Source organism: Microbispora sp. NPDC046933, from assembly GCF_040644635.1.
Classification (GTDB): Bacteria; Actinomycetota; Actinomycetes; order Streptosporangiales; family Streptosporangiaceae; genus Microbispora.
Map to the genome: position 1 here is coordinate 156,529 of NZ_JBEYWW010000014.1, position 17,571 is coordinate 174,099.

16 protein-coding genes are annotated in these 17,571 nt (G+C 73.2%); 8 read left to right on the plus strand and 8 right to left on the minus strand.

Features of this window, described 5'->3' with window-relative positions; translation table 11 throughout:
• Positions 1-342: 342 nt before the first annotated feature.
• The 3 genes from ABZ857_RS20650 (at position 343) to ABZ857_RS20660 (ending at position 3,102) form a co-directional block, all read left to right on the plus strand.
• A complete protein-coding gene (locus tag ABZ857_RS20650) occupies positions 343-1,299 on the plus strand; it encodes an ABC transporter ATP-binding protein (RefSeq protein WP_357045144.1) in 957 nt (318 codons plus the stop codon).
• A gap of 56 nt (positions 1,300-1,355) precedes the next feature.
• Entirely contained in the window at positions 1,356-2,072 is a 717-nt protein-coding gene (locus ABZ857_RS20655; RefSeq protein ID WP_357045245.1) for an ABC transporter permease, read from the plus strand.
• Between the two features lie 157 nt (positions 2,073-2,229).
• Positions 2,230-3,102 (plus strand): DMT family transporter, encoded by an 873-nt coding sequence (locus ABZ857_RS20660; protein WP_357045146.1) that lies wholly within the window; start codon positions 2,230-2,232, stop codon positions 3,100-3,102.
• 11 nt (positions 3,103-3,113) lie between these two features.
• On the opposite strand, the gene ABZ857_RS20665 is transcribed toward ABZ857_RS20660, so the two are convergent.
• Complete coding sequence (locus tag ABZ857_RS20665) at positions 3,114-3,821, minus strand: GntR family transcriptional regulator (RefSeq protein WP_357045148.1); 708 nt, start codon at positions 3,819-3,821, stop codon at positions 3,114-3,116.
• Between the two features lie 176 nt (positions 3,822-3,997).
• Between ABZ857_RS20665 and ABZ857_RS20670 the strand changes: the two genes are divergently transcribed.
• Positions 3,998-5,005, plus strand: coding sequence for a COX15/CtaA family protein (locus ABZ857_RS20670; protein ID WP_357045150.1), 1,008 nt, complete (start codon positions 3,998-4,000; stop codon positions 5,003-5,005).
• Between the two features lie 6 nt (positions 5,006-5,011).
• Complete coding sequence (locus ABZ857_RS20675; protein ID WP_357045152.1) at positions 5,012-5,752, plus strand: ElyC/SanA/YdcF family protein; 741 nt, start codon at positions 5,012-5,014, stop codon at positions 5,750-5,752.
• A 388-nt stretch (positions 5,753-6,140) separates the two neighbouring features.
• On the opposite strand, the gene ABZ857_RS20680 is transcribed toward ABZ857_RS20675, so the two are convergent.
• From ABZ857_RS20680 to ABZ857_RS20690, 3 genes are all read right to left on the minus strand, one after another.
• On the minus strand, positions 6,141-7,220 hold the full coding sequence (locus ABZ857_RS20680) for a lytic polysaccharide monooxygenase (RefSeq protein ID WP_357045154.1): 1,080 nt from the start codon (positions 7,218-7,220) through the stop codon (positions 6,141-6,143).
• Between the two features lie 255 nt (positions 7,221-7,475).
• Positions 7,476-8,690 (minus strand): CoA transferase, encoded by a 1,215-nt coding sequence (locus ABZ857_RS20685; RefSeq protein ID WP_357045156.1) that lies wholly within the window; start codon positions 8,688-8,690, stop codon positions 7,476-7,478.
• A gap of 125 nt (positions 8,691-8,815) precedes the next feature.
• Positions 8,816-10,414, minus strand: a complete 1,599-nt coding sequence (locus tag ABZ857_RS20690) for a bifunctional 3-(3-hydroxy-phenyl)propionate/3-hydroxycinnamic acid hydroxylase (protein ID WP_357045157.1) — start codon at positions 10,412-10,414, stop codon at positions 8,816-8,818.
• A gap of 266 nt (positions 10,415-10,680) precedes the next feature.
• Between ABZ857_RS20690 and ABZ857_RS20695 the strand changes: the two genes are divergently transcribed.
• Positions 10,681-11,886, plus strand: coding sequence for an MFS transporter (locus ABZ857_RS20695; protein WP_357045159.1), 1,206 nt, complete (start codon positions 10,681-10,683; stop codon positions 11,884-11,886).
• Positions 11,887-11,970: 84 nt separating this feature from the next.
• Here ABZ857_RS20695 and ABZ857_RS20700 read toward each other — a convergent pair whose 3' ends face one another.
• From ABZ857_RS20700 to ABZ857_RS20715, 4 genes are read right to left on the minus strand one after another with little or no spacing between them, the layout of a single operon-like run.
• On the minus strand, positions 11,971-12,717 hold the full coding sequence (locus ABZ857_RS20700; protein WP_357045161.1) for an IclR family transcriptional regulator: 747 nt from the start codon (positions 12,715-12,717) through the stop codon (positions 11,971-11,973).
• 3 nt (positions 12,718-12,720) lie between these two features.
• Positions 12,721-13,125, minus strand: coding sequence for a nuclear transport factor 2 family protein (locus ABZ857_RS20705; RefSeq protein ID WP_357045163.1), 405 nt, complete (start codon positions 13,123-13,125; stop codon positions 12,721-12,723).
• Positions 13,122-14,372, minus strand: coding sequence for a DUF3500 domain-containing protein (locus ABZ857_RS20710; protein ID WP_357045164.1), 1,251 nt, complete (start codon positions 14,370-14,372; stop codon positions 13,122-13,124). Before ABZ857_RS20710 ends, ABZ857_RS20705 begins: the two co-directional genes overlap by 4 nt.
• Before the next feature lie 31 nt (positions 14,373-14,403).
• Positions 14,404-15,129: an FCD domain-containing protein gene (locus ABZ857_RS20715; protein ID WP_357045166.1), complete on the minus strand. Its 726-nt coding sequence runs from the start codon at positions 15,127-15,129 to the stop codon at positions 14,404-14,406.
• A 62-nt stretch (positions 15,130-15,191) separates the two neighbouring features.
• Between ABZ857_RS20715 and ABZ857_RS20720 the strand changes: the two genes are divergently transcribed.
• Together ABZ857_RS20720 and ABZ857_RS20725 are read left to right on the plus strand one after the other, a co-directional pair.
• On the plus strand, positions 15,192-16,046 hold the full coding sequence (locus ABZ857_RS20720; RefSeq protein WP_357045168.1) for a fumarylacetoacetate hydrolase family protein: 855 nt from the start codon (positions 15,192-15,194) through the stop codon (positions 16,044-16,046).
• A complete protein-coding gene (locus ABZ857_RS20725; protein ID WP_357045170.1) occupies positions 16,043-17,545 on the plus strand; it encodes a carboxyl transferase domain-containing protein in 1,503 nt (500 codons plus the stop codon). The genes ABZ857_RS20720 and ABZ857_RS20725 overlap by 4 nt, the downstream gene beginning before the upstream one ends.
• Positions 17,546-17,571 lie beyond the last annotated feature (26 nt).

Genomic DNA, 17,571 nt, shown 5'->3' on the forward strand with positions numbered 1-17,571 from the left:
CCTTGTACGCAGGGGACGTCGAGACGGGCCGCGTCACCACGGCCTTCTCGGCGTTCTGCTTCCCCTGCACGTTTTTCACAACATCAGTGTGCCGTAATTCCTTCCCCGCCGACAAACCCAAGGCGGGGTCGGCGGGGATGCAATTTCTCACGCAGGCAAGCCTTACCTAACCTGCAACGGCGAGGCTTTTCCGCATCCTTTACCTCCACGGGGTGGATTGGCGGCACTCGCCGACGAGAGCGCGCCTCCCGCTCCCTAGACTCGATGCCGTCGACGACTGACCAGGGCGGCCCGCATCCGGCCCGCTCCGGCGGTCGGTCCTGCGAGGGGAGGCCGGTGGGAGTGCCGGGGGTTGACAGCACGTTCGAGAGCACGCTCGGCGGCGCGGGCGAGGGCGCGCCGGCGGTCGAGGTCGACGGGCTGGTCAAGCGCTACGGAAGCACCACGGCCGTCGACGGGCTGACCCTCACCTGCGCGAGGGGCGCCGTCACGGCGATCCTCGGGCCGAACGGCGCCGGCAAGACCTCCACGATCGAAATCTGCGAGGGCTTCCGCAAGCCGGACGGCGGGACCGTGCGCGTGCTCGGCCTGGACCCGGCCGACCCCGCCCTCAGGCCGCGCCTGGGGATCATGCCGCAGACGGGAGGGGTGCCTCCCGCCGCCCGCGCGGGCGAGTGGCTGCGGGTTGTCTCCCGGTTCTACGCCGACCCGCTCGACCCCGACGCCCTGCTCGGCCTGCTCGGCCTGGCCGGGCACACGCGCACGCCGTACCGGCGGCTGTCGGGCGGCCAGCAGCAGCGCCTGTCGCTCGCGGCGGCGGTGATCGGGCGGCCGGAACTGGTCTTCCTGGACGAGCCGACCGCCGGGCTCGACCCGCAGGCGCGGCACGCCTGCTGGGACCTGGTCGCCGCGCTGCGCGCCGCCGGGGTGTCGGTGGTGCTGACGACCCACCAGATGGACGAGGCGGAGAAGCTGTCCGACCACGTGGTGGTCATCGACCACGGCCGGGTGGTCGCTGAGGGCACGCCTCAGTCGCTGACCGGCGCCGAGCGCCAGCTCAGGTTCCGCGCGCGCCCCGGACTGGGCCTGGAGGAGCTTCTGGCCGCGCTGCCGCCGGGCAGCGCCGCCAAGGAGTCGCCCTCGGGGCACTACATCATCGAGGGGCAGGTCGGCCCGCAACTGCTCGCGACCGTCACCGCCTGGTGCGCCAGCGAGGGCGTCACCACCGAGGACCTGCGCATCGAGCGGCGCACGCTGGAGGACGTCTTCCTCGAACTGACCGGCAGGGAGCTGCGGTGAGCACGATCGCCACACTGGACCTCACGCCGCGACCCGGAGCCGCGCCGCTGCACCGGATGGTCCTCGCCCAGGCGGGCGCGGAGATCAGGGCCACGCTGCGCAACGGCGAGCAGCTCCTGCTCACGTTGATCATCCCGATCCTGCTGCTCGCCGGTTTCTCCACGGCACCGCTGGTGGACGTCGGCGGCGGCGCGCGCGTCGACTTCGTCGCCCCCGGCATCCTCGCCCTCGCGGTCATGTCGACCGCGTTCACCGGGCAGGCGATCGCGACCGGCTTCGAGCGCAGGTACGGCGTGCTCAAGCGCCTGGGCGCCACCCCGTTGTCGCGGGCCGGGCTGCTGCTGGCCAAGACCGTCGCGGTCGTCGCCGTGGAGGCGCTGCAGGTGGTGGTAATCGTCGCGGTGGCGCTGGCGCTCGGCTGGTCGCCGCACGGCGACCCGCTGTGGGCCCTGCCGCTCCTGCTGCTGGGAACGGCGGCCTTCAGCGGCCTCGGTCTTCTCATGGCCGGCACGCTGCGGGCGGAGGCCACCCTCGCCGGGGCGAACCTCGTCTACCTGGTGCTGCTCGGGCTCGGCGGCGTGCTGTTCCCGCTCGACCGGTTCCCGGCCGGGGTGCAGCACGTGCTCGGGCTGCTGCCGATCAGCGCGCTCACCTCCGGCCTGCGGACCGTCCTGAGCGACGGCGGCGGCTTCCCCGGCGGCGCGCTGCTCGTGCTGCTGTGCTGGACGGTGGCCGCGCTCGCCCTGGCCGCCCGCACGTTCCGCTGGGAGTGACACGGGGCCGCCGGGAGTGACAGCAGTGACGCCGGGGGCCTTACCTGCGGCTTGACGGCCGACGCGTATGATTGCGGACGTTTGTTCGTGATCTATGCCATTTTGTGGGGTCGCCGGCATGACCGCTGAATCCCTTCCGGGAGCCGAGCCGTATCGAATGAGGCCGTCGCCGGGCAGGGCGCTGCGGGCCGCCTCTGACGCGATACCGCCGTCGGGGCTGGTGCTGCTGGGCATCCTGTCGGTCCAGGTGGGCGCCGGACTGGCCAAGAACCTGTTCACGCAGCTGCCCCCTTCGGCCGTGGTCTTCCTGCGCATCGCCACCAGCGCCGTCATTCTGCTGGCCATCGTCCGGCCCAAGGTGCGCGGGCTGTCGCGGCGCGACCTCGCCGTCGGCGTCGCGTTCGGACTCAGCCTCGGCCTGATGAACCTGTCGTTCTACGAGGCCCTCGCCCGGCTGCCGATCGGGATCGCGGTGGCCATCGAGTTCATCGGGCCGCTCACCCTGGCCGTGGTGTCCTCCCGCCGCCGGCTCGACCTGCTGTGGGTGGGACTGGCCGCCGCGGGCGTGATCCTGCTCGCCCCCTGGGGAGGGGCGGGGACCGTGAGCTGGGTCGGCATCGGGTTCGCGGCGCTGGCAGGGACGTTCTGGGCCGCCTACATCGTGTTCTCCGCGGCCACGGGCGCCCGCTTCCCCGGCGCGAGCGGGCTCTCGTTCGCCATGCTCGTGTCCACGATCGTCATCGCGCCCATCGGGGTCACCACGGGCGGGAGCGACCTGCTGCGGCCCGAGATCCTGCTGATCGGTGCGGGGGTCGGCCTGCTCTCCTCGGTCATCCCCTACTCGCTGGAACTCGAGGCACTGCGCCGGATGCCCAAGCGGGTCTTCGGCATCCTGATGAGCCTGGAGCCCGCCGCCGCCGCGCTCGTCGGCCTGTTCGTCCTGCACGAGGTGCTCCAGGTCCGCGAGTGGGCGGCGATCGGCTGCGTGGTGGTCGCCTCCATCGGCGCCACCCGCGTCGGCGACGGCTGATCCGTTCCCGCTCAGGCCGGGGGCGGGTCGGCCGACCAGATCGCCCGCACGTGCCGGAGATGGTGGTTCATCAGGCTCTCGGCCGCCGCGGCGTCACCGCGTACGAGAGCGTCGAGGAGGTCGAGGTGCTCGCGCGCCGAGGCCGCCAGCATCCGCGCGTCGGGCAGCCCGCGCAGCCCGTAGAGGCGGGCCCGGGCGCGCAGGTCCCTGACCGTCTCGACCAGCCTGGCGTTGTCCGACAGGGCCAGCAGCGCCAGGTGGAACCGCTGGTCGGCGGCCACGTAGGCGAACAGGTCGCCCCTTCCCGCGGCCGAGACGATCTCCTCGGCGATCGGGCGCAGCGCCTCCGCCTCCGCGCCCGGGGACTCTCCGGCGATCCGGGCCACCGTGGGCACCTCGATCAGCCGCCTGATCTCGATGATCTCGTCGAGGTCGCGCTCGGACACCTCCGCGACCCGGAAGCCCTTGTTGCGCAGGGCCTCGAACAGGCCCTCCTTGGCGAGGTCGAGCATCGCCTCCCGCACCGGTGTGGCGGAGACCCCGAACCTGGCGGCCAGCGCGGGGGCCGAGTAGACGACGCCGGGCCGCATCTCCCCGGCCACCAGCGCGTCGCGCAGCGCCTGCGCCACCTGCTCGCGCAGGTTCTGCCGCACTCCGGCGCCCGGCGCGCGGCGGTCGTCACGCTCGCGGCCCACCGGCTCGTCCCACGCCCCGCCCATCGCCCGGCCACCGCCCTCCTCGGTCCCGTACGGCCGATCGTACCGGCCCCTGCCAGGAAAACGATCAGCGCGTACCCGGGCGGGCCTGAGGGAGCGGGGGCCGTCCGAGCCTCGCCGGACGGCACGTGCTCCTTCAGTCCCGGCCGGGGAAGGGACCACCCGCAGGGCCGCCTACGATGAATTCCGTGAATCCCACGACTGACCGGATCCGCGGCACGCTGCTCGCGTTCTACCGCTCGTTCATGTTCCCGACGGGCGAGTCGATGCGGCGGTGGGCCCTGGCGGCGATCGTGGTCAACGTCGGCATCACCGTCACCGGCGCCGCCGTCCGCGTCACCGGCTCCGGCCTCGGCTGCCCGACCTGGCCGCGCTGCACGCCGGACAGCTTCGTGCCGGCGAGGATCGACACGCACGCGCCCGCCAACATGGCGATCGAGTTCGGCAACCGGCTGCTGTCGTTCCTCGTGCTCGCGGTCGCGGTCGCGTGCGTGATCGCCGCCTGGCAACTGTCGCGGGGCGAGCGTGGCCGCCCTGTCCTGCTGCGGCTCGCGCTGGTGCAGCCGGCCGGCGTCCTCGTCCAGGCCCTGTGGGGCGGGCTCGTGGTCCACACGATGCTCAACCCGGTGACCGTCAGCGTCCACTTCCTGCTGTCCATCGGCATGACCGCCGCCGCCGTCGTGCTGTTCGCCCGGGCGGGCGAGGGCGACGCCCCGGCTCAGCGGGTGGTCCACAGGGACATCCGCACGCTCGCGTACGTGCTGGCGGCGGCCGCCTTCGCACTGCTGCTCGCGGGGGTCGTCGTGACCGGCACCGGGCCGCACTCGGGAGACGAGGCCGCCTCCCGCTTCGGCTTCGACATCCAGACCGTGGTGCGGCTCCACACCGACATCGCCTACGTCGTCGTCGGGCTGACGTTCGCCCTGCTGTTCGCCCTGCGCGTCAGCGACGCCCCCGGCCGGGCCCGGCGGGCCGCGCTCGTGCTGCTCGGGGTGGAGCTGTCCCAGGGCGTGGTCGGATACGTGCAGTACTTCCTGGCGGTCCCCGCGGCGCTGGTGCTCCTGCACGTGCTGGGAGCGACGCTCGTGTGGGTCTGCGCGCTGCGCGTCGTGTTCCTGACGCGGACCCGGGGCCCCGTGCCCGCCCCCGCCCCCGAGCAGCCGGAACTCCACCACGCGGGGGTGTGACCCGAGGTGGAGGGATTACCCCGCTCCTCGCCGCGCAAAGGCGTTCTGTCGCGGCTCAGCCGGCCATGGACCTGGTCGCGTACGGCCCTGCGCCGGACCTTCCAGGGGCTGGTCGCCCTGAGCGTGCTGCCGCTCGCGCCGATGACCTGGGCCTGGCTGGCGAGCGCCGCCCACCGGGTGACGGCCGAGCCGGGCACGCACTGGACCGCAGAGGTGCCCGCGATGCCGGCCGCGCTCGTGCTGGGTGCCGGGCTCCAGGGCGACCAGCCGTCCGCCATGCTGCGCGCCCGGCTCGACATCGCGGCAGAGCTGTACCGCACGGGCAGGGTGCGGGCCCTGCTGCTGTCCGGCGACAACAGCCGCAGGGACTACGACGAGCCCTCGGTCATGCGCGCCTACCTGATCTCGCACGGCGTCCCGGCGGAAAGGATCGTGCTCGACTACGCCGGGTTCGACACATGGGACTCCTGCGTACGGGCCAAGACGATCTTCGGGGCCTCCCGGCTCGTCGTCGTGACCCAGGTGTTCCACCTTCCCCGGGCCGTCGCGCTCTGCCGCGCGGCAGGGCTGGACGCGTTCGGCGTCGGCGACGACTCCAGCCGCGACTGGCCGATGGAGACGGTGGTCTACGCCGTCAGGGAGTTCCCCGCCTCGGCCAAGGGCCTGCTCGACGGTCTGATCCTGCACTCCTCGCCGCGCTTCCTCGGCCGTCGCGAGACCGCGCTCGACCGCGCGCTGGCCGGCTGACTCTCGCCTCCCGGGCGTCCGGAGAGGACGGCGCGGCGAGACTTTCATCGGGCGGCACAAGGGCGGCGCGGCGAAACTTTCATGGGGCGGCCCGCCCTGAGCTGGGCGGACAGGGCGGGCGGAGGCGCGTCCGCTGGCCGGTGACGGCGCGGCGCGTTAGGGTCCGGGCCATGTGGGAGCGCTCCCACCACCCCAGAGGGAGGTGAGGCCACACCCACAGTGGCTATCGCACCGCGGGTACGAGGCGGATCCTCCTCCGCCCACCCATCGCGCAACGCCCGGGGAGCCGCCGTGACGGCCTCCCCGGGCGTTTCTCACAGGCTCCGGTGCCGGGTCGTGCCCGGCGAGATCAGACCCCGCCCGGCCGCCCGGCACCGCCGGGACCCGCTCAGCCGCAGCTGATGTCGCTGATCGACGGCGTGGCCGACCCGCTGCCGAGGAACCCGGCCGTGGCCGAGGCCCCCGGGGCCAGGGAGGAGTTCCACTCCGGCGCGTGGATCATCGCGAACGGGCCGCTCTGCATCGACGTCCCGTTCCACGCCTGGGTGATCGTCGCGCCGTTCGACATCTGCCACTGGACGTACCAGCCGTTGAGCGGGCCCGTGCCGGTGTTCTTGATCGTGACCTCGCCCTGGAAGCCGCCCTGCCAGGTGTTGGTCAGCTTCACCGTGGCCGTGCAGGCCGGGTTCCCGGCTGTCGGGGAGGCCGAGGGGCTCGGCGACGGGCTCCTGGTGGGCGAGGCGCTCGGCGACGGGCTCGGCGACGGGCTCGGCGTGGCGTTGTCGTTGATGAAGTTCACGTCGGAGCAGCCGTAGAAGGTCTCCTGGCTGTCCGACCGGTACCAGACCGCGTAGATGATGTGCCGGCCGCTCTTGTTGGGCAGCCTGCCGGAGAAGCGGTAGGCGCCGTTGCTGACCGCGGGCTCGGGGTCGACCGTGAGGAACGGCTGCTCCTCCATGTCCGCCCACGTCAGAGGCTTGGTCGGGTCGTAGCCGTCCTTGGTGACGTAGAGCTTGAAGCCGCCGGGGTGCGGCACCCACGCACCGTAGACGAAGTCGTAGGTGCTGCCGGCCTTCAGCGTGGTGGTCGGCCAGTCGGTCCTGGGCGCGTCGTAGGCGGCGTACTTGCTGAAACCACCGCTGCACAGCTGGCCGTCGGGGATGAAGCCCCGGGTGCGGCCGCCCCCGTCGGAGCGGAGCACGCCGTACCAGTCGTAGAGGGGCTGGGTGCCGCCGGCCGCCACGGCGTCCTTGCAGGCGGGGTTGTTCGGGATGATCTGGCCGCCGGTGAGGCCGTCGGTGTAGCACGCGTACGTACGGCTCGCGGGGGCCTGTAAGGCGCCGTGCGCCTCGGCCGCGGTCTGCGTCAGGACCGCGACGAGGCCGGCGAGCACGGCCGCCACCGCGGCGAGGACGGCGAGTTTGCGCCCGGATCTCAGCGACAGCGATCTCACACGCGGGAATCGCATTGTGGTTCTCATTGCGGGGGTTCTCATGGTGGAGGTTCTCCTCAGGTGAGCGAGCACGCCTTCGGGGGAAGGTCGCGCCGTCTCGGGCTGTCGTACGAGAAGAACGCATGCGGCATCGCCGCACGCCCTCCTGGAGCCCACCCATCAAGTGGCCACCGCGCACAGTGATTGAAACACGCACCGGCCGGCCGGGCCAAGCGGCCCGGCCGGACGATCCCGGGCCGCCGTCCCGCCGGCGACCGTGCCGGGAATCCGTCAGGTCGCCTGAGGCCGCCGGGGGACGCCGTCGGCGCTCCGGGCCACCTCCGCGCGGATCGCGGCGCCGTCGGCGTCGAGCACCGGAGGGGCGGCGTGCTCGCGGCGGGTGGTCTCGACCTCGCCGTCCGGGCCGGGGGTGAAGAAGCGCAGCGGCGGGCCGGGCAGTCGCAGCCGGCCGAGGGTGTCGTGCTCCAGGTCGACGAGCAACCCCTGTGACAGGGTCTGCTCCCACGTGTAGACCTCGTCGATCGTGCGCACCCTGCCGGCCGGGATGCCGGCCGCGGCCAGCCGGGCCAGCAGTTCCTCGGCGGGATGGTTCGCGAAAGCGTCCTCGAGCAGCTCGATCACCCGTTGCCGGTCGCCCACGCGCTCCGCGTTGGTCGCCATGCCCGGCGTCTCGGGGTCCAGGCCGAACTCGGCGCAGAGCCGGCGCCACAGCGACTCGCTGCCGCACGACAACTGCACCGATCCGCCCTTGCAGCGGAACAGCCCGTACGGCGCGATCGACGGGTGGTGGTTGCCCTGCGCCCGGCCGACCTGGCCGGCGACCGTCCAGGCCGTTCCCTGGAAGGCGTGCACGCCGACGATCGCCGCGAGCAGCGAGGTGCGCACCACCTGGCCACGACCGGTGCGTTCCCTCTCCAGCAGCGCGGCCAGCACGCCGTAGGCGCCGTACATGCCGGCCAGCAGGTCCGCGATCGGGACGCCGACGCGCTGGGGATCGTCCGGATCGGACCCGGTCAGCGACATCAGCCCGGCCTCGCCCTGGGCGATCTGGTCGTAGCCCGCACGGCCGCCCTCAGGACCGTCGTGCCCGAAGCCGCTGATCGACAGGACGACCAGCCGCGGGTTCAGCTCCGCCAGGACGCCGGTGCCGAACCCGAGCCGGGTCAACGTGCCGGGCCGGAAGTTCTCCATGAGCACGTCGGCCCGCCGCAGCAGTGTCGTCAGCACCTCGCGGTCGGCGTCGTCCTTCAGGTCGAGGGCGATCGACTCCTTGTTCCGGTTGGCCGACAGGAAGTACGTCGACTCACGGTCGCCGGTCTCCGGCTGGGCGAAAGGCGGCCCCCAGCCCCTGGTGTCGTCCCCGCTCCCGGGGTTTTCCACCTTGATGACGCGGGCGCCGAGGTCGCCCAGCATCATCGCGGCGTGCGGCCCGGCGAGGGCGCGGGTCAGGTCGACGACGAGCACGCCGTCGAGCGGTCCGGACACGGTGACTCCGATCGTTGAGGGTGAGGACCGGGACCGCCGGCGCGGCGGCGGACACGATCCCCGGGTGACGGATGCGGCGGCGGTCTCGACGGGCGTGCCGGGCCGGCCGTGCCGGGAGGCCTGTCTCAGCCGACGGCGACGGACGCGGGCGCCCCGAGGCGGGTGAGGAAGCCGGCGGCGAGCTCGGCGGCCGCGCCGCCGCCTCCGGCGCCGTAGAGGTAGAAGTCCGGCCGGACCAGAACCACGTCGGCGGCGAGCTCGTCGAGCCAGGTGACGTAGACCTCGTCGAGATCCTCGATGACGGTGACCCCGGGCACGTCCGGCCCCGACAGCGCCACCGTGTCGACGCCCACGTCCTTCAGCGAGGACCGCACCTCGCCGGGCAGACCGGCCAGCGAGGCGGCGGATCGGGCGATCAGAGCGCCGGGCCCGCCGAACACGTCGTCGAACCTGCCCGGGGCGCCGCCGTCGATCCGCACCCGCCCCTGGCGGGCGAGGTGACCGCCGGCGGAGCCGGTGTGGACGCCGGGGCCGAGGCGGGGCCGGGGCGGCGCGGGTGGCTTCATCCCGGCCGCCCAGTCGGCGATCATCCGGGCGTCGCGGGCGGCCGCCTCCTCGGGGTCGGAGATGCAGATGACCTTGCCCAGTTCCATGGAGAAGCGCACGAACGCGACCACGTGCGGCAGGCGTTCGGGGCCGTAGGTGTCGAGGAGCGGCTCCCCGGCGAGGCCGCGCAGCACCGCGTCGAGCTTCCAGCCGAGGTTCATGACGTCGCGGAAGCCGGCGCCGAGGCCCTGTCCGGCGAACGGCGGCATCAGATGGGCCGCGTCCCCGGCCAGCAGGACCCGCCCCTCACGCCAGCGGGTGGCCCACCCGGCCTGGAAGGTGTAGACGCTGTGCCGCTCGAGTTCGGAGTTGTCCGGGGTGATCCCGTACGGCGCGAGCAGTTCCCAGGCCTTCTCTGTGCGGTTGAGCGCGTCCTTGGTCTCGTGGGGCAATCGCATGAACTCCCAGCGCCGCCGCCCCGGGCCGCCGGGGACCATCGTCGAGGGCCGGCGGATGTCGCAGCTCTGGGCCGCCACGTGCGGGAAGCCCAGCCGCGGGCTGGGCTTCACGTCGACGACCAGCCAGTCGTAGAAGTAGCCCTCGTCGTGCCACCCGATGCCCGCCCACCGGCGGATCTGGCTGTTGGCGCCGTCGGCGCCGACCACCCACCGGGCGGCGACGTCGAGCCGCTCGCCGCCGTCGGCGGAGCGGATGGCGACGGTGACCCCGCTGCCGGCGTCCTGGGACATCTGGACGGCCTCCCAGCCGCGCATCACGCGCACCGTGGGCAGCCCGGCGACGACCTCGTCGAGGGCCGTCTCGAGAGAGGGCTGGTGGAAGAAGTAGGTGTTGTACCAGCCCGACTCCCCGCGGCCGCTCCAGTCGACCTCGACCAGCGTCCGGCCCTCGCCGTTGCGCCAGACGTACATGTCGTCGTACGGCTGGGTGATCTCCGGGATCGCGTCCGGGGCGAGCCCGGCGGACTGCAGGATCCGCGCGAAGTCCGAGCAGTGGGTCACCGCGCGGGGCAGGGGGTAGCCGGCTCGCTGGCGGTCGACGACGACGACGGCGTGACCACGGCGGCCGAGCTGGATCGCGAGCAGCTTGCCGACGGGGCCGAAACCGACGATCAGCACGTCGGCCGTCAGGGAGGGCGGGGCGGCGTTGAGGTTGTGCACTGCGGGTTCCGTTCTGCGTCACTGACCATCGGCGGGGCGTGGGGTGTCGTGCCAGAAGGTACGGAGCGGGCGGCGGCGTCCGGCACCTCACTGTCCCGGATTCCGGGACAGTGATGTTCCGCAGGTCACACGGTGTCCGCACCCTGTAGCGCAACCACCGCGCCGCCGGGCGCCGACCCCCTGGAGAGGCCATGCACCTGACCGCATCCACCCGGACGCAGCATTCCGCGGAGACGCGATCGCATCCCGCGGTCATCGTGCTCTGCATGATCATCACGGTGATCGAGGGTTTCAACCTCATCGTGTTCGGCTCCGTCGTCCCGCTGCTGCTGAAGGACGCCTCGCTCGGGGTCACCGACGAGCAGACCGGGCTCGTCGGCGGCCTGGTCTACATCGGGGCCATCGTCGGCGCCCTGCTCGCTCCGGTGGTGGCCGAGCGCGCGGGCCGCAAGCGCGTCCTGATCCTGGCGATCGGCATGTTCGCCTTCGGGGCCGTCCTCACCGGCGTGTCCGTCAGCCTGCTCATGCTGGCCGTGGCCCGGTTCCTGACCGGCTTCGGCGTCGGCGGCGCCCTGACCACCGCGATGACGGTGGCCCGCAACAGCGCCGCCGCCCGGCGGGCCTCGATCGTCGTGACGATCACGATGGCCGGCATACCGCTCGGCGGGGTGGTGGCCTCGCTGCTGGCCATCCCGATCCTGCCGGCCTTCGGGTGGCGCCCGATGTTCTTCGTCGGCGCCGGCTTCGCGCTGGCCATTCTGGTGGCCGTCGTCCTGATGACGATCCCGGCCGACACGCCGCAGGAGGTCGCCGGCCGGGAGTGGACCGGCCGGCAGAAGCTGACCGCGCTGTTCACCGGCCGCGGGGCGGTCGTGGCGCTGGTCGTGGCGGCCTGCGCGATCACCAACATGGTCGCCTGGCAGGGCCTCAACGTCTGGGCGACCCAGTCGATGGTCTCCCTGGGTTACTCGCTCAGCGCGGCGCTGCTGTTCTCCTTCACCCTCACCGGTGCCGCCGTGCTCGGCTCCTTCGCCTCCGGGTGGGCGGCCGACCGGTACGGCTCCGCGCGGCTGGGGGTGGCCACCGGCGCCTGCACGCTGCTCGGCCTGATCGGGATGCTCGTGCTGCCCGTCTCCGTCCCGGCGACCGTCGTCTGCATCGCCCTGATGGGCATCGGAGGGCACTCCACGATGAACCTGGTACACACGACGACCTCGGACATCTACCCTCTGCCGGTCCGCGCCGCCGCCCTCGGCTGGTCCAACAGCACCTCCTTCGTCGGCGCCTTCCTCGGCCCGACGCTCGGCGGCGCGGCGATCGCCTCCGGCGGCGCCCACGGCCTGTTCACCACGTACGGCGTCGCGGCCGCGGTCTGCTTCGCGGCGGTGTCCTCGCTCTTCGTCGCCGACCGTGTCTCCAGCCACGCCGCGTTCCGGCACCCGGCGGCCGGTCCCGTCATGGTGGGCCGCTGACGCCTCCGGCCGGAGCACCGCCGCCCGGCGCCGCCCCGCGGCGGCGCCGGGCGCCGCGCGTCCACGAGCGGCCCGCGGCAGGCCTCAGCCCAGCTTGTACTGCTCGACGGCGAGGGCGGGGACGACCAGCGGGTTGACCAGGCGCAGGCTTTCGACCGCGAGGGCGGCCTTCGCCCTGAACCGGCGGGTCGGCATGACCACCGAGACGGCCTGCAGCGCGCCCGTCGGCCCGCACATTCCGGTGGCGACCGCGCAGATCCCTATGTCGTGCTCCTCGACGTCGACGGCGACGTGCGACCGCCGGATCCGTGCCAGTTCGGCCATCAGGGCGGCGTGATCGGTGACCGTGTGCGGGGTGAATCGTTCCAGCCGCGCCGGAAGCAGCTCGGCGACCCGTTCGTCGGGCAACTGCGCGAGCAGCGCCATGCCGATGCAGCTCGCGTGCAGCGAGAAGCTCTTGCCGACCTTCGTCACGCCCTTGAGCCGTTCCGGCGAGGCGATCTGGTCGACCACGACCACCTCGCGGCCGCTGAAGATCGCCAGCTCGACGTTCTCGTTGACCTCGCGGGCCAGCGTGGCCAGTCGGGCGCGGTTGGCCGCCAGCAGCCGCAGGTGCGCGTTCATGCCGAACTTCAGCAGGCCAGGGCCGAGCACGTAGCCGGGGCGCTCGGGCACCCGGACGACGTACAGCTCCTCCTCGAGCGACTGGATCACCCGGTGCACGGTGGAACGGGGCAGGCGGGTCCGGGTGGACAGCTCCGTCAGCGTCAGCGGTCCGCCGCTCTCGGCGATCGCGTCGAGGACGATGGTGGCCCGGCCGATGTCCGTCACGGTTCAGATTGTGGTCCAGGTCCTGGTCACTGTCAGATCCGTGACCGCCCAGCCGGGCTCCCGGACCACCAGCGTGTACTCCCCCAGGGTGTGCAGAACCGGCCCGGGATCGAACACCCAGCGGGTGTAGTGGGCCCGCGCCGTCCACGTTCCCGGGATCTCGCCGGGCACGACCACGAGGTTGGACACGTCGTGCCGGTGCGGGAGCGGCGACGCCCACAGGGCGGCGAAGAACGCCGCCGCCTGGCCCGGCCGGTCGTAACCGCCCGATGGGAAGGCGACGCGGGCGGAGCCGAGCAGCGCGACGGCGGCCTCGACGTCCTTGCGATCGGCGATGCCGGTGTAGGTGTGCAGCAGGTTGGCGATGCGATGCCGGGCCTCGGCGCCCGGCTGCCGGTCGTGGCTCACCGCGCCCCCCGCTCCTGCCACTGCCGGACCCAGGCGCGGCCGTAGTCGTTGCCGTGCGGGGTGCGCAGCACGGTGTGGACGTGGAACGGCTTGGGGGTGTCGTAGTCGAGGAAGACGCCGCAGTGGTGGTCGAGCTCGGCGATGACCACCGGGGACTGCAACCGGTAGTAGAAGACGTCGCCCGGCTCGTGACCGCCGATCCAGCAGAACCAGGTGTCGTCGAGGTGCTCGGCGATCTCCCGCATCCGGGCGGCGCGCGGGCCCCGCGGGAGCGGCTTCACGAAGGACTCGGCGATCGCCAGGGCGTACCGCCGGGCCTCGGCGGGCATGTCCGCGACGCGGACACCCTCGACCGGGATCACCCGGTTGTCCTGGAACGCCCCGGCCAGGTGCCGCTCGTCGCCCGGATGCACCCGGCCCTCCGGCATGGCGGGGTCGACCATGCGCTCGTAGACGACGGCACGCCGCCGTTGCTCGCCGGGCAGGGCGGCCATCAGCCGCAGGCCGAGGTCCACCCGGTCGGCGAACAGGCCGCGCAGGCCGGCGTGCGGACCGGCGTCGATCTCGTCGGGCTCGGCGCCGAGGAACACCGGCGACAGCGCCATGCGGCCCTCGGCGACCAGGCAGTTGAGTGCGCAGTGGTGGCCGTAGAGCTGCCAGCCCCACGGGGCCCGCGGGTCCGGGGTGCCGTAGAGGGCGATGTTGTAGCTGAACTCGTTGAGGACGCTCTCCAGTCCGACGACCTCTCCGAGGAAGCCGTTGATCAGCATCATCCCGTGCGCGAGTTCGTAACCCTCCGGCGAGAGCGAGGCGCGCATCAGGGCCAGCGCCTTCTCGCGCACGATCTGCGGCTGCAGGTCCAGCCGCAGCCCGGTGTCGAACTGCATGAACTCCGGATTGGCCCAGGTCTGCCACTCCACGGCGTCGACCGGAAAGGAGATCCGCTCGCGCCCCTCGTCGTCCAGGGCGGCGAGCAGATCGTTCGCGGCGGCCACCATCGCCGCGACCGGCGCCTCCTCCCCCGGCTCGGCGGGCGTCAGCGGGTAGAGGCCCTCCCGGATGGTGCCGTCCTCGGTGATGCCGCGGAAGTCGTTCTTGTACAGCGGCGTCCAGCCCTCGATCAGGCCACCGGTGAACGTGCCCGGCTTCTTGGCGAACTCGCCGTAGGCGTAGGGGTCCAGGCCCCGCACCTCAGCCAGCCTCGGGTGGTCGTACGGAAACAGGTGCTGGCGAAACTCACCGGGCATGACGGGCCCTTTCGGCGCTCAGTGGTCGGTCTCAGGTGGTGGCGTTGTGCCGGGCGACGGCGGCGCGGACCGCGGCCTCGTCGCCGTCGGCGATCGCCTCGACCAGGTCGGCGTGGACCTGGTAGCGGCCGGCCCGGTAGTGGGCGGCGGCCGCGTCGTCGTCGGCCAGCCGGGAGGACGCGGTGCCCAGATGGCCGAGGGTGCCGATGTAGACGGCCCGCGCCATCGCGTTCGGGCTGATCGCGGCGATCCGTTCGTGCAGCGCCCAGTTGACGCGCATGAAGCCGTCCCAGTCCGGCGCGGCGCGCATCTGCTCCAGCAGACGACGGAGGTCGGCGACGTCCCGGCTGGTCCGATGCCTGGCGGCGCCGACGTCGACGAGCTCCTCGAGATGGTCACGCAGCTCGATGGCGTCGGCGACCGTCCCCGGCTCCTCCGCGACGCTCAGCAGGGTGTGCCGCAGCCGGACCACCGGCCCGCGGTCGGCGACGAACAGGCCCCCGCCGCGTCCGGGCCGGATCTCCAGCACGCCCCGGTCGCGCAGCAGCCGTACGGCCTCGCTGACCGTGGCGTAGGCGAGACCGGTCTCCGCGCGCAGCGACTCCAGCGTCCCGACCGGCGCCCCGGGCGCCAGCCCGCGCGAGCGGATGCGGTCGTCCAGGGCGGCGGCCAACTGCTCGGCACGGGTGCGGGCGCCCCGCCCGACCCCGGTCAGCGGGTCGTCCGGGACTTGTCCCGGAAGGTCTGTCTGCGGCATAGTCCTTAAACCTACGAACCTTTTGAAGGATTCGCAAGATTGCTGACTGGAGGAGACGGCCGATGAGGATCGTGGGGATCCGCCGGAACGGCGGCCCGGTGGAGGTGGCGTCGCTGTCGCCCGACGGCGCCGAGGTCACGGTGCTGGCCTCGCTCGAGCGGTTCTGGGCCGACGCGAAGGGCTTCGTCTCGCGGGAGCCGGCCGGTGAATCCGTCCCGGCCCGGGCGGTCGCCTTCGTGCCGCCCGTGCTGCCCGGGGCGCGGGTGATCTGCATCGGGCTGAACTACCTCAGGCATGTCGCCGAGGGCTCCTTCGCCGGCGAGGGCGTCCCGCCGCACCCGACGCTGTTCGCCCGCTGGACGCGGTCGCTGACCGTCGACGGCGCCCCGGTGCCGGTGCCGTCCGACGAGGAGGGCCTGGACTGGGAGGGCGAGGTCGTCGCGTACGTCGGCGCGCCGCTGGTGGACGCCGGTCCGGACGAGGCGCTGGCCGCCGTCGTCGGCTACTCGGCCTTCAACGACATCACCGCGCGCAGGGCGCAGAAGCTGACCAGCCAGTGGATCCTCGGCAAGAACGGCGACAACTCGGGCCCCCTCGGTCCCATGGTGCCCGCGGCCGAGGTCGGCGACCTGCGCGACGGCCTGCGGGTGCGCACCCGGGTCAACGGCGAGGTCGTGCAGGACGGGCGCACCGACGAGATGGTCTACACCGTCGGCGACACCCTCGCTCTCATCTCGCGCACGTTCACGCTGCGCCCGGGAGACCTGCTCGCCACCGGCACCCCCTCCGGGGTCGGCTACGCCCGCACTCCCCCGTGGCTCCTGCACCCCGGCGACGTCGTCGAGGTCGAGGTCGAGCGCGTCGGCACGGTGCGCAACCCGATCGTCGGCAACGACGCCCGGGTCCGCGGCGCATGACCCGGCTGGGCGCCCGCGCGCTGATCGCCGCCACGGTCGACCCCGGCAGCTTCCGCTCCTGGGACGAGCCGATCGACCGCACCGGGTACGACGCCGGCTACCTCGCCGCGATCGAGCGGGCGGAGACGAAGGCCGGCACCGACGAGGCCGTGCTCACGGGCCGGGCGCTGATCCGCGGGCACGCGGCCGCGCTCGTCGTCAGCGAGTTCGGCTTCCTCGGCGGCTCCATCGGAGTGGCCACGGCGGCGCGCATCGTCGCCGCCGTCCGGCGGGCCACCCGGGAACGACTGCCACTGATCGCCGCTCCGGCCTCGGGCGGCACGCGCATGCAGGAGGGGACGCCGGCGTTCGTCCGGATGGTCGAGATCAGCCGGGCGGTCGTCGCGCACAAGGCGGCCGGCCTGCCCTACCTCGTCTACCTGCGCCATCCCACGACGGGCGGCGTGTTCGCCTCCTGGGCATCGCTCGGGCACGTCGCGGTCGCCGAGCCCGGCGCGCTCATCGGCTTCCTCGGCCCCCTCGTCTACCGGACCCTGCGCGGACAGCCGTTTCCCGACGGCGTCCAGGTGGCCGAGAACCTCGTCGCCAAGGGAATCCTCGACGCCGTCGTCCCCACGGGGGAACTGGCCGATGTGGCCGCCCGCGCGCTCGCCCTCCTTTCCGGAACACGCCGTCTTTCCGGAACACGCCGTCCAGCCGCCGGGACGCCGCCCCGGGAGGCGCAGGCCGAGACAGGGCAGGCCGAGACAGGGCAGGCCGAGACAGGGCAGGCGGGCGCCGGAGGCGACGCCTGGTCCTCGATCACCCTCACCCGCCGGCCCGACCGGCCCGGCGTACGGGAACTGCTCCGTCATGCCGCCGACGACGTCCTGCCGCTGAACGGCACCCAGTCCGGGGAGACCGACGACGCGCTCCTGCTGGCGCTCACCTCTTTCTCCGGCACCCCCTGCGTCCTCGTCGGGCAGGACCGGCGCACCCAGTCCCAGCACCGTCCCCTGGGTCCCGCCGCGCTGCGCGGCGCCCGCCGCGGCATGCGCCTCGCCCAGGAACTGGGCCTGCCGTTGATCTGCGTCATCGACACCCCTGGAGCGGACCTGTCCGCCGCCGCGGAGGAGGGCGCGCTGGCCGGCGAGATCGCCCGCTGCCTGGCCGAGATGGTGGAGCTCACCGTCCCCACCGTCTCGGTGCTGCTCGGCGAGGGCAGCGGCGGCGGCGCGCTGGCCCTGCTGCCGTCCCGCCGGGTGATCGCGGCCGGCAACGCGTGGCTGTCCCCCCTACCGCCGGAGGGCGCCAGCGCGATCCTGCACGGCGGTCCCGAGTTCGCGGCGCAGGTGGCCCGACGGCAGCGGGTGCGCGCGGTCGACCTGCTCGCGGACGGCACCGTGCACGCCGTCGTGCCCGAGCCGGTGCCGGCGCACCGGGATCCGGCCGGGTTCGCCCGCCGCGTCGCCGACGAGTGCCTCCGCCAGATCGAGAGCCAGCGCCACACCCCGGGATGAGGAGACCCGTCGATGTCGCACCGCGC